Genomic DNA, 11,616 nt, shown 5'->3' on the forward strand with positions numbered 1-11,616 from the left:
CGGCGCGAGCCCGAGGCCGCGCCGCAGCCGCAGCACTCCAGGCTGCCGCGCTGGAGCGCCAGCGAAGACCAGGCCCTGGACCGTGCCCTGCCGCACGGCGAGATGGCCGCGGCAGCCGCCCCCGTGCATGAGCCGCGCTTCATGCGCGAGGCGCGCCGCCGCGCCTTCTGGAGCCGCCCCGCGGTGGTGGCCGCGGCGCTGCTGGCGGTGGTGGTGCTGGCCCTGGCGCTGCTGGCGCAATGGGGCATCCAGCACCGCGATGCGCTGGCCGCGAGGCATCCGGCCGCGCGCGCCATGCTCGAGCCCTGGTGCGCCTGGGCCGGCTGCCGCATAGCGCCGGTGCGCGAGATCGACCGCGTGCTGATCGACAGCACCAGCTTTCGCAAGCTCGCGCCGCAGCGCTTCGAGCTGAGCGTGGTGCTGCGCAACCAGGCCGCGTACGCAGTGGCCGTGCCGGCGCTGGAGCTGACGCTGAACGACGCCGCCGAAAAGCTGCTGCTGCGCAAGGTGCTGCAGCCCGCAGAACTGGGCGCGCCCGCCGCCTTGCCGGCCTACGGCGAATGGACGGCCAAGGCGGTGGTGCAGGCGACGGATGCCGGCGCCGATGTGGCCGGCTACCGCGTGCTGGCCTTTTATCCCTGAACAGATTTCATCTTCACCAGAAAGCGACTATGGCTTCGTTGATTTGCGGCTCCTTGGCGTTCGACAACATCATGACCTTCGAGGGCCGGTTTGCAGACCAGATCATGCCGAACCAGATCCACATCCTGAACGTGTCGTTCCTGGTGCCCACGCTGCGCCGCGATTTCGGCGGCTGCGCCGGCAACATCGCCTATGCGCTGAAGCTGCTTGGAGGCGATCCGCTGCCGATGGCGGTGCTCGGCCACGATGGCGGCAGCTACCTGCAGCGCATGCAGGAGCTGGGCATCTCCACCCGCTTCGTGGCCCAGCTGGACGACATCTACACCGCCCAGTGCATGATCACCACCGACCTGGACAACAACCAGATCACCGCCTTCCATCCCGGCGCCATGATACAGGCCCACACCAATGTGGTGACCGCCGAATGCGGCGCGCGCGTGGCCATCATCGCGCCCGATGGGCGCGATGCGATGCTGCAGCATGCCGAGCAGCTGCATGCCGCGGGCATTCCCTTCGTCTTCGATCCCGGCCAGGGCCTGCCGATGTTCAACGGCGAAGCGCTGCGCCGCTTCATCGAGCTGGCCGACTGGGTCACGGTCAACGACTACGAAGGCCAGATGCTGAGCGAGCGCACCGGCTGGGACTTCGCCGCGATCTCGCAGCGCGTGCAAGGCCTGATGGTGACGTTGGGCGCGCAGGGCTGCGCGCTGTGGGAGCGCGGGCAGCAGACCCTGGTGGCGGGCCTGCAGGCCGCGGCCACCGTCGATCCCACGGGCTGCGGCGATGCCTGGCGCGGCGGCTTGCTGTGGGGCCTGGAGAACGGCCGCAGCCTGCGCGCCTGCGTGGAGCTGGGCAACCGCATGGGCGCCTTGAAGATCGCGCAGCGCGGCCCGCAGAACTACCAGCTGGACTTCGATCCCGCCGCTATCTGAGGCGGCTCTGGACAAATGAAAAATGACTCCCCACGCTCCCCACTGCGTGTGGTCGCTGCCCCTCCGAGAGGGGCGCTTTTTCACCTTGGGGCGGCCGCCCGGCGATGAAAAAACCGGCCTAGGCCGGTTTTTTTAGCGTTGTCCCGTGATCGCAATCAGGGGCGGTTGCTGGTCGGGAAGGGCCATGCGGCATTGGTGCTCAGCACGGTCTTCACTTGCTCGGGTGCTGCGGCGGGAGCCGCTTCTGCCTTCTTCTCGGCAGGGGCAGGCTTGGCGGCGGCCTTCTTCGCGGCCTTGGCGGGAGCAGCCTTCTTGGCGGCAGGAGCTGCAGCAGCCTTCTTGGCCGCAGTGGCCTTCTTGGCAGGCGCTGCGGCCTTCTTGGCGGGGGTCGCAGCCTTCGGTGCGATTGCCTTGGATGCAGCAGGCTTGGGTGCAGCCGCCTTCTTGGCAGGAGCCGCAGCCTTCTTGGCAGGAGCGGCCTTCTTAGCCGGTGCTGCTGCCTTCTTGGCGGGAGCTGCCTTCTTGGCCGGTGCTGCTGCCTTCTTGGCGGGAGCTGCCTTCTTGGCCGGAGCTGCAGCCTTCTTCGCAGGCGCTGCGGCCTTCTTGGCCGGTGCAGCCTTCTTCGCAGGAGCTGCAGCCTTCTTGGCGGGAGCGGCCTTCTTGGCGGGAGCCACAGCCTTCTTCGCCGGAGCGGCCTTCTTCGCCGGTGCAGCCGCCTTCTTGGCGGGAGCCGCGGCCTTCTTGGCCGGAGCTGCAGCCTTCTTCGCGGGCGCAGCGGCCTTCTTTGCAGCGACGGCCTTCTTCGCAGGCGCTGCAGCCTTCTTGGCCGGAGCAGCCTTCTTCGCAGGAGCCGCAGCCTTCTTGGCAGGAGCTGCCTTCTTCACTGCGGTCTTGCTGGGAGCCGACTTCGCTGCCGCTGCTTTTTTGGGTGCGGCGGCTTTGGTGTCAGCGGACTTCTTCGTCGTTGCCATGCTCTTCTCCTTCGGTCAAATAGACGACAGACTTCATGCCCGATAAGAATTCGACACGAAGTTTTGATAGCGATTGCAATTGTGCATCACAGATCCCGTCGCGGCATAGACCTGTCAAGCATTTTTGCTAGCAATTTTGCAGTTTTTCAACATAAAACCACAATTGAGCCGCTGCTGCAGCGCGAAATCGCCATCAATCCCACGACAAGGCGCCGCCGGTCTGGTACTCGATCACGCGGGTTTCGAAGAAGTTGCGCTCCTTCTTCAGGTCGATCATCTCGCTCATCCAGGGGAAGGGATTCTCTTCGTTCGGGAACAGCGCATCGAGCCCGATCTGCGTGGCGCGGCGGTTGGCGATGTAGCGCAGGTAGCCCTTGAACATCGAGGCATTCATGCCGAGCACGCCGCGCGGCATGGTGTCTTCGGCATAGCGGTATTCGAGCTCCACCGCCTTCTGGAACAGCTCGGTGATCTCCTGCTTGAACTCGGCGGTCCACAGGTGCGGATTCTCGAGCTTGAGCTGGTTGATCAGGTCGATGCCGAAGTTGCAGTGCATGGACTCGTCGCGCAGGATGTACTGGTACTGCTCGGCCGCGCCGGTCATCTTGTTCTGGCGGCCCAGCGCGAGGATCTGCGTGAAGCCGACGTAGAAGAACAGGCCTTCCATCAGGCAGGCGAAGACGATCAGCGACTTGAGCAGGGTCTGGTCGGTCTCGGGCGTGCCGGTGTGGAAGTTCGGGTCCATGATCGCCTCGATGAAGGGGATCAGGAACTCGTCCTTGTCGCGGATGGACTTGATCTCGTTGTAGGCGTTGAAGATCTCGGCCTCATCCAGGCCGAGCGACTCCACGATGTACTGGTAGGCATGGGTGTGGATGGCTTCCTCGAAGGCCTGGCGCAGCAGGAACTGGCGGCACTCGGGCGCGGTGATGTGGCGGTAGGTGCCCAGCACGATGTTGTTGGCGGCCAGCGAGTCGGCGGTCACGAAGAAGCCCAGGTTGCGCTTGACGATGCGGCGCTCGTCCTCGGTCAGGCCGTTGGGCGACTTCCACAGCGCGATGTCGCGCGTCATGTTCACTTCCTGCGGCATCCAGTGGTTGGCGCAGGTGGCCAGGTATTTTTCCCAGGCCCACTTGTACTTGAACGGAACCAGCTGGTTCACGTCGGTCTTGGCGTTGATGATGCGCTTGTCGGATGCCTTGACGCGCTGCTGCGTGCTGGCTGCGCCCGGTGCATCGGTGGCGGGGGAGTTGTCGTCGTCAAAAGTCAGCATGGCTGGATCCATTACGAAAAGGTCGAGGGGCGCGCCGCCCGCGCCGGCGGGCGCTGGCGGCGCGGCAGGCTTACTGGCAAGCCTCGCAGCCCGGGTCGTCGATGGCGCAGAACTTGATGTCGGTCGCCGGTGCCTGCTCGCGGGCGGCGGCCGCGGCCGCGTCGAGCGCGCTCACGCTGGCGGCAGCCGGCGCGGATGCGGTGGGCACCGCATTGAGCACGCGGCTTTGCACCGTGGATTTCTCCACCTGCGTGGCGCTGGTGGTGCGCAGGTAGTAGGTGGTCTTGAGGCCGCGCAGCCAGGCGAGCTTGTAGGTTTCGTCGAGCTTCTTGCCCGAGGCGCCGGCCATGTAGATGTTCAGCGACTGTGCCTGGTCGATCCACTTCTGGCGGCGCGACGCGGCCTCGACCAGCCATTGCGGGTCGACCTCGAATGCGGTGGCGTACAGGGCCTTGAGCTCTTGCGGCACGCGGTCGATGGGGTAGAGCGAGCCGTCGAAATGCTTGAGGTCCATGACCATCACCTCGTCCCACAGGCCCAGGCGCTTCAAGTCGCGCACCAGGTACTGGTTGATGACGGTGAACTCGCCCGACAGGTTGGACTTGACCGACAGGTTGCCGAACGAGGGCTCGATCGATGCATCCACGCCGACGATGTTGGAGATGGTGGCGGTGGGCGCGATGGCCACGCAGTTGGAGTTGCGCATGCCGTCCTTGGCGATCTTCTTGCGCAGCGCCTCCCAATCCAGCGTCATGCCGCGGTCGACCTGTACGTAGTCGGCGGTGCCGCGCGCCTCGGCCAGCAGGTTCAGCGAATCCAGCGGCAGGATGCCCTGGCTCCACAGCGAGCCCTGGTAGCTGGAGTAGCTGCCGCGCTCGCGGGCCAGCTCGGTCGAGGCCCAGTAGGCGTAGTAGCACACGGCTTCCATGGACTCGTCGGCGAACTGCACCGCGGCGTCGCTGGCGTAGGGGGTGTGCAGCAGGTACAGCGCATCCTGGAAGCCCATGATGCCCAGCCCCACCGGGCGGTGGCGCATGTTGGAGTTGCGCGCCTTGTCCACCGCGTAGTAGTTGATGTCGATCACGTTGTCCAGCATGCGCATCGCGGTGGCGATGGTCTGCTTGAGCTTGCCGTGGTCGAGCGTGCGGCCGCCGTTGCCGTCGTCCTTGAGGTGGCGGCTCAGGTTCACCGAGCCCAGGTTGCAGACGGCGGTTTCCTCGTCGCTGGTGTTCAGCGTGATCTCGGTGCACAGGTTGGACGAGTGCACCACGCCCACGTGCTGCTGCGGCGAGCGCAGGTTGCAGGCGTCCTTGAAGGTGATCCAGGGATGGCCGGTCTCGAACAGCATCGACAGCATCTTGCGCCACAGGTCGACCGCGGGCAGGGTCTTGTGCAGCTTGAGCTCGCCGCTGGCGGCCTTGGCCTCGTAGGCCTGGTAGGCCTTCTCGAACTCGGTGCCGAACTTGTCGTGCAGGTCGGGGCAGTCGGCCGGCGAGAACAGCGTCCACGAGCCCTTCTCGATCACGCGCTTCATGAACAGGTCGGGAATCCAGTTCGCGGTGTTCATGTCGTGCGTGCGGCGGCGGTCGTCGCCGGTGTTCTTGCGCAGCTCGAGGAACTCCTCGATGTCCAGGTGCCAGGTCTCCAGGTAGGTGCAGACCGCACCCTTGCGCTTGCCGCCCTGGTTGACCGCCACCGCGGTGTCGTTGACCACCTTGAGGAAGGGCACTACGCCCTGCGATTCGCCGTTGGTGCCCTTGATGCGCGAGCCCAGCGCACGCACACGGGTCCAGTCGTTGCCCAGGCCGCCGGCGAACTTGGACAGCAGCGCGTTTTCCTTGATCGATTCGTAGATGCCGTCGAGGTCGTCGGGCACCGTGGTCAGGTAGCAGGACGACAGCTGCGAGCGCAGCGTGCCGCTGTTGAACAGGGTGGGGGTGGACGACATGAAGTCGAACGAGGACAGCAGCTCGTAGAACTCGATGGCGCGCGCGTTGCGGTCGCTCTCGCCCAGCGCCAGGCCCATGGCCACGCGCATGAAGAAGGCCTGCGGCAGCTCGATGCGGGTCTTGCGCACATGCAGGAAGTAGCGGTCGTACAGGGTCTGCAGGCCCAGGTAGTCGAACTGCTGGTCGCGCTCGGCCCTGAGCGCCGCGCCCAGGCGCGGCAGGTCGAATTTCAGCATGTCGGGGTTGAGCAGCTCGTTGTCCACGCCCTTCTGGATGAAGCCCGGGAAGTACTCGGCATAGGCCGGGCCCATGTCGGCGGCGGCCACGTCGCGGCCGATGACCTCGCGCACGATGGTGTGCAGCAGCAGGCGCGCGGTGACGAAGCTGTAGTCGGGCTCCTGCTCGATCAGGGTGCGCGCGGCCAGGATCGAGGCCTTGAACACCTCGTCCATCTGCACGCCGTCGTACAGGTTGCGCAGCGTCTCGGTCAGGATGGGCGCGGCCTCGACTTCCTTGCCCAGGCCCTGGCAGGCGGCGGCGATGCGGTCGTTGAGCTTCTTGACATCGAGCACCACGCGCTGGCCGCCCTCCAGCACATGCAGGCTGGGCGAGGCCGCCGGCGCGTGCTGGGTCTGCAGCTGGGCGCGCTCCTGGTTGCGGCGCTCGCGGTACAGCACGTAGGCGCGGGCCACTTCGTGCTTGCCGCTGCGCATCAGGCCCAGCTCGACCTGGTCCTGCACGTCCTCGATATGGAAGGTGCCGCCGCCCGGGCGCGAGCGCATCAGCGCGCGCACCACGGTCTGGGTTAGGCCTTCGACCTCTTCGCGCAGGCCGGCCGATGCCGAGCCTTGGGCACCGTGCACGGCCAGGTAGGCCTTCATCATCGCCGTGGTGATTTTCTGCGGTTCGAAGGGAACCACGGCGCCGTTGCGGCGCATGATCTGGTAGTCGGGAAGAACCGTGGAACCCGGGATGGAGCGGTCGCTGGTGGCGACAGCGGTCAACTCTGCAGAAAGCGGCGCAGCGTTCATGGTGTCCTCTTAGGATGGTACGGAAAAACAGGGGGGAAACAGGCGCGGAAGTCCAGCGGGGCAGCGATCAGTGTGATGGACTGCAACACTATAGGTAGTGTCTGGGGATCCTGCGAAACACTACCGGTAGTGTACAGCGCAAATGCCCCATGATAGTTGTCAGCAATTGTTTTGAGCCTGTGCCGGGCGCGTTGGCAAGCCTGCGCAGCGCCTTGCTGCATCGGCATTTGCGTGCTGCGCGCCAGCATCCATGCGGCCCGCTGCGCGGCTTGGGCGATCAGCCCCCGGCATGACGCAGGTCAAGCCGCGCAGGCGCCAGCGCAAAAAGGGCGTGATTGTGGCAAAAGCTGCACAACGGGTAAACCCTGGGGGCTTTGCGGCCACCGGGTTTCAGGTGCCGGGTGGGAACATCTGCGCCGGCCAGTCCAGCGCCCGCTGCAGCCGGCGCCAGTCGAAGCCCGGGCCGGGATCGTGCTTGCGGCCCGGCGCGATGTGCTCGTGGCCGGCGATCTGGGCAATGGGGTAGGCGGCGCGCAGATCGCGGCCCAGCTGCGCCAGCTGCCGGTACTGCGCCGGCTCGAAGCGCAGGCCCTCCAGGCCCTCGAGCTCGACGCCGATGGAGTAGTCGTTGCAGCGCTCGCGCCCCTGCCAGCTGGAGGCGCCGGCATGCCAGGCGCGCTGGTCGCAGCTGACGAACTGCCACAGCGTGCCGTCGCGCTCGATGAAGAAATGCGCCGATACCTCGATGCCGCGGATGCTCTGGAAGTAGGGGTGCGCATCCCAGTCGAGCTGGTTGGTGAACAGCTGCCGGACCGCGCCGGTGCCGTACTCGCCGGGCGGCAGGCTGATCGAGTGCAGCACCAGCAGGTCCACCGGCATGCCCGCCGGCCGCGCGCCGCAGTTCGGCGACGGGCAGTGCCAGGCGCGTTGCAGCCAGCCGGCTTCCCAGCGCGTGTCCATCGGCGTGTCCATCAGAGTACTCCTTCGCTGTGGCCGATGTGCAGGCGGTCCAGGCGGTAGCGCAGCTGGCGCGGGCTGATGCCGAGGCGGGTGGCCGCGGCGCGGCTGGAGCCGGCGGCGCGCAGCGCCTGGACCAGGGTGGCATGCTCCTGCCGGTCCATCCAGCCCTGCAGGCCACTGGGCTGAGCCCTGTCCAAGGCATAGGGCAGGGCGGCGGCTTCGCGCAGCGCAGGCGGGGTTGGCGGCTGCAGCCGCAGCTCGGCTCCGTCGCCCAGGGCCAGCGCGCGCTGCAGCAGGTTTTCGAGTTCGCGCACATTGCCCGGCAGCGGGTGGCGGGCGAGCTGCTGCAGCGCGGCGGGCGCGAGCTGGGGCTGCGGGCTGCCGGCGGCCAGGCGTTCGAGCAGGACCGCGCACAGCGCGGGCAGGTCTTCGCGGCGCTCGCGCAGCGGCGGAATCGTGAGCTCGATCACATTGATGCGGTAGTACAGGTCCTGGCGAAAGCGCCCGGCCTGCACCTCGCCGGCCAGGTCGCGGTGGGTGGCGCTGACGATGCGCACATCCACCGGCTCTTCCAGGCTGTCTCCGAGGCGCCGCACCTTGCGCTCCTGCACCGCCCGCAGCAGCCTGGCCTGCATCGGCAGCGGCAGCTCGCCGATCTCGTCGAGGAACAGCGTGCCGCCGCGAGCGGCCTGGAAGAAGCCGTCGCGGTCGTGCGCCGCGCCGGTGTATGCGCCCTTGCGGGTGCCGAAGAATTCGGCCTCGAGCAGGTTTTCGGGGATGGCGCCGCAGTTGACCGCGATCAGCGGCCCGCCGGCGCGCTGGCTCAGCGCATGCAGCGCCTGCGCGGCCAGCTCCTTGCCGGTGCCCGATTCGCCCTGGATCAATACCGGCGCCATGCTGCCGGCCACCTTGGCGATGCGCTCGCGCACCTGCTGCATCGCGCGCGACGGCCCGACCAGGCGCTGCAGCGCCGCGCTGCCGGGGAGGGAGGTGCGGTCAGAGGTCATGCCGGCCGTCGCGTTCACGGCGCCGGCTTGTCGGGGGCGCCCGTGCCGGCCGCCGCATGCTGGCGCGAGCAATAGAGCTTGCCGCCGCTGGCCACCGCGTCGCTGCGCGGCACCAGCACCTGGCAGGCGGCGCAGTGCACCATCGACTCGGGCGGCCCGAGCTTGCGCTGCGGCGGCGGCGCGGCCGTGCCGCCGGACACCCGGCCGCTGCGCCAGAAGTGCCAGGCCACCAGCAGCACCACCAGTAGGAGCAGGTATTTCATGAGCGGCTCAGAATCACTTCCAGCACGAAGCGCGAGCCCGCATAGGCCAGCAGCAGCAGGGCCGCGCCCGCATACAGCACGTTGACCGCGCTGCGCCCGCGCCAGCCGAACTGGCGTCGTCCGATCAGCAGCACCGCGAAGGTGGCCCAGGACAGCAGCGAGAACACGGTCTTGTGGTCCCAGCGCCAGGCGCCGCCGTACAGCAGGTCGCCGAACAGCCAGCCGGCCAGCAGCGTGGCCGACAGCAGCACGAAGCCGGCCATCACGAAGCGGAAGGTCAGGCGCTCCAGCGTGAGCAGCGGCAGGCTGCCGGGCTGCGCCGCGGGGTTGCGCATCTGCTTCTCGGCATGGCCCATCAGCACCGCATGCACCACCGCGGCCGCGAACAGGCCGTACGAGGCCACGCCCAGCGCCAGGTGCAGCGGCAGCCAGGGCGAGGCCTTGATGTGCAGCGGCTGGCCCGGGAACAGCGCGGCCAGCAGCACCGCCAGCGCGCCCAGCACCGCCAGCGCCCAGCGCATGCGCAACTGCGGGAACATCTGGCGCTCGATGGCGTAGACCGTCATCACCAGCCAGGCGGTCACCGACAGCGCCGGGCCGAAGCCGAAGCGCGGCGTGCCCGCCAGCCAGGCGGCCCCCAGCGTGCAGGCATGCAGCACCCAGGCCAGCCGCAGCATGCCCATGGCCCGGGCTTCGCTGCTGCGCGCCCCCAGCAGGGCCGGAATGGCGTATGCCACTGCTGCGCCAATGGCGAGCAGCCAGCCGACAGGTGAGGCACTGGGTAAAATCATGGGTTGACAGTGTAGCGTTTCGCACCCGCTGCCCCGGCGGCGGAAGACGCACTGCATACAAGCTCTTTGAGCCGCCTCACCACTCTTACCAGGAAACCCGCATGGCATCCGCGCTGACCGACAAACTTTCGCGACTCGTCAAGGAAATGCGCGGCCAGGCGCGGATCACCGAATCCAACGTGCAGGACATGCTGCGCGAGGTGCGCATGGCGCTGCTCGAAGCCGACGTGGCGCTGCCGGTGGTGCGCGACTTCATCGCCCGAGTCAAGGAAAAGGCGCTGGGCCAGGAGGTGCTGGGCTCGCTCAAGCCGGGCCAGACCCTGGTGTCCATCGTCAACAAGGAGCTGGCCGCCACCATGGGCGAGGGCGTGGCCGACATCAACCTCAACGCCCAGCCGCCGGCGGTGATCCTGATGGCCGGCCTGCAGGGCGCGGGCAAGACCACGACCACCGCCAAGCTGGCCAAGCACCTGATCGACAAGCGCAAGAAGAAGGTGCTCACCGTCTCGGGTGACGTGTACCGCCCCGCGGCCATCGAGCAGCTCAAGACCGTCACCCGGCAGGCCGGCGCCGAATGGTTTCCCAGCAGCCCCGAGCAAAAGCCGCGCGACATCGCGCTGGCCGCGCTCGACTATGCGAAGAAGCACTATTTCGACGTGCTGCTGGTCGACACCGCCGGCCGCCTGGCCATCGACGAGGTGCTGATGCAGGAAATCCGCGACCTGCACGCGGTGCTGAATCCGGTGGAGACGCTGTTCGTCGTCGATGCCATGCAGGGCCAGGATGCGGTCAACACCGCCAAGGCCTTCAAGGAGGCGCTGCCGCTGACCGGCATCGTGCTCACCAAGCTCGATGGCGACTCGCGCGGCGGCGCGGCGCTGTCGGTGCGGCAGATCACCGGCGCGCCGATCAAGTTTGCCGGCGTGTCCGAGAAGATCGACGGCCTGGAGGTGTTCGACGCCGAGCGCCATGCGCAGCGCGTGCTGGGCATGGGCGACATCGTGGCGCTGGTCGAGCAGGTCACCCAGGGCGTGGACCTGCAGGCCGCGCAGAAGATGGCCGAGAAGATCAAGAGCGGCGACGGGTTCGATCTGAACGACTTCCTGGCGCAGCTGCAGCAGATGAAGCAGATGGGCGGCCTGTCGACGCTGATGGACAAGCTGCCCACCGAGCTGACCAAGAAGGCCGGCTCGGTGGATATGGACAAGGCCGAGCGCGAGGTGCGCCGTAAGGAAGGCATCATCTGCTCGATGACCGCCAAGGAGCGCGCCAAGCCCGAGATCATCAAGGCCACGCGCAAGAAGCGCATTGCCGCCGGCGCCGGGGTCCAGGTGCAGGAGGTGAACCGCCTGCTCAACGAGTTCGAGCAGATGCAGCAGATGATGAAGAAGATGAAGGGCGGCGGCCTGATGAAGATGATGAAGAAGATGGGCGGCATGAAGGCCATGAAGGGCATGATGGGCGGCGGCATGCCCAAGCTGCCGTTCTAACTACGCCGCTGCGCTCCTGCTCCCCTCTCCTGGGGGGCGGCACTCTCGGTGCCTGCAGATGGCGCATGCGGGCTCGTGGTGCAGTGTGCTGCGCAAATGCTTCAAAAAGTATAGCTATTGGCGCTTGCTGTCACTATGATTTCAATGAAGAACTATTGGAATTTATTGATGAATAAGTGGTGGTAGCTATGCTTTTTAATGAAAAACGCCTGCGGATGCAGTAATGCCGTTCACTTAGCACTGCTGCCAGCAAGTGCGCAGGTTTGAAGGCAGAGGCCGGGACTCGCCCCGGCGGGCGACCCCCTTT

9 protein-coding genes and 1 pseudogene are annotated in these 11,616 nt (G+C 67.0%); 3 read left to right on the forward strand and 7 right to left on the reverse strand.

The window, feature by feature from the left end:
• Together ACODRX_RS25415 and ACODRX_RS25420 are read left to right on the forward strand one after the other, a co-directional pair.
• Positions 1-642 (forward strand): DUF3426 domain-containing protein (locus tag ACODRX_RS25415; protein ID WP_488874334.1); only part of this gene is annotated, 642 nt, incomplete at its 5' end.
• 29 nt (positions 643-671) lie between these two features.
• On the forward strand, positions 672-1,574 hold the full coding sequence (locus tag ACODRX_RS25420; protein WP_488874335.1) for a carbohydrate kinase family protein: 903 nt from the start codon (positions 672-674) through the stop codon (positions 1,572-1,574).
• 155 nt (positions 1,575-1,729) lie between these two features.
• On the opposite strand, the gene ACODRX_RS25425 is transcribed toward ACODRX_RS25420, so the two are convergent.
• From ACODRX_RS25425 to ACODRX_RS25455, 7 genes and pseudogenes are all read right to left on the reverse strand, one after another.
• On the reverse strand, positions 1,730-2,545 hold the full coding sequence (locus ACODRX_RS25425; protein WP_488874336.1) for a hypothetical protein: 816 nt from the start codon (positions 2,543-2,545) through the stop codon (positions 1,730-1,732).
• A 193-nt stretch (positions 2,546-2,738) separates the two neighbouring features.
• Positions 2,739-3,818, reverse strand: a complete 1,080-nt coding sequence (locus tag ACODRX_RS25430; protein ID WP_488874337.1) for a ribonucleotide-diphosphate reductase subunit beta — start codon at positions 3,816-3,818, stop codon at positions 2,739-2,741.
• Between the two features lie 70 nt (positions 3,819-3,888).
• Positions 3,889-6,798, reverse strand: a complete 2,910-nt coding sequence (locus ACODRX_RS25435) for a ribonucleoside-diphosphate reductase subunit alpha (protein WP_488874338.1) — start codon at positions 6,796-6,798, stop codon at positions 3,889-3,891.
• A 390-nt stretch (positions 6,799-7,188) separates the two neighbouring features.
• On the reverse strand, positions 7,189-7,770 hold the full coding sequence (gene ampD, locus ACODRX_RS25440) for a 1,6-anhydro-N-acetylmuramyl-L-alanine amidase AmpD (protein WP_488874339.1): 582 nt from the start codon (positions 7,768-7,770) through the stop codon (positions 7,189-7,191).
• Positions 7,770-8,801: pseudogene (locus tag ACODRX_RS25445) on the reverse strand (sigma-54 interaction domain-containing protein); the annotation flags it as partial. The gene ampD and the pseudogene ACODRX_RS25445, both read right to left, overlap by 1 nt.
• Positions 8,780-9,028 carry a PP0621 family protein gene (locus ACODRX_RS25450; RefSeq protein ID WP_488874340.1) on the reverse strand — a complete coding sequence of 83 codons (249 nt, stop codon included), beginning with the start codon at positions 9,026-9,028 and terminating at the stop codon, positions 8,780-8,782. The pseudogene ACODRX_RS25445 and the gene ACODRX_RS25450, both read right to left, overlap by 22 nt.
• The gene (locus tag ACODRX_RS25455; protein ID WP_488874341.1) at positions 9,025-9,819 is read right to left on the reverse strand and encodes a cytochrome C assembly family protein; all 795 of its coding nucleotides are present in this window, start codon (positions 9,817-9,819) and stop codon (positions 9,025-9,027) included. Before ACODRX_RS25455 ends, ACODRX_RS25450 begins: the two co-directional genes overlap by 4 nt.
• 101 nt (positions 9,820-9,920) lie before the next feature.
• Here ACODRX_RS25455 and ffh point away from each other — a divergent pair, with 101 nt between their 5' ends.
• Positions 9,921-11,309: a signal recognition particle protein gene (gene ffh, locus ACODRX_RS25460; RefSeq protein ID WP_488874342.1), complete on the forward strand. Its 1,389-nt coding sequence runs from the start codon at positions 9,921-9,923 to the stop codon at positions 11,307-11,309.
• The last annotated feature ends 307 nt before the right edge of the window (positions 11,310-11,616 follow it).

Source organism: Comamonas sp. FG99 (assembly GCF_057808605.1).